This is a genomic window from Pseudoalteromonas sp. GW168-MNA-CIBAN-0100 (assembly GCF_040309225.1).
GTDB classification, from domain to species: domain Bacteria; phylum Pseudomonadota; class Gammaproteobacteria; order Enterobacterales; family Alteromonadaceae; genus Pseudoalteromonas; species Pseudoalteromonas arctica.
In genome coordinates, this window is record NZ_JBEOOL010000449.1 from 1 (window position 1) to 285 (window position 285).

The window sequence follows — 285 nt, forward strand, 5'->3', positions numbered from 1 at the left end:
ACTGTGTGGTAATAGCACTAACATCAGTGGTTAAATCAGTCATTGATTCAGTTACTTCAGTCATATTAGTTTCTAGCGCCTGCATGTCTTTCATAATGCTTAATGCGTTCTGGCGATCACCAAGACTTGAGGTTGCCCCCTCTCTTGCTTGATCCGCTGAAATTGGGCTGTCATGAGCCATTTGCTGAAAACTGTCAATAACATGTTGAGTCGATTCGGCAATCAATCGCGCTTGGTTATTTTGCTGTTGTACCGCATGTTGAGCTTGATCGCTCAGGCTCATTA

General features: G+C 43.5%; 1 pseudogene. It reads right to left on the reverse strand.

Annotation, left to right across the window (positions count from 1 at the left end):
• A pseudogene (locus AAEY62_RS21895) lies at positions 1-285 on the reverse strand (methyl-accepting chemotaxis protein); the annotation flags it as partial.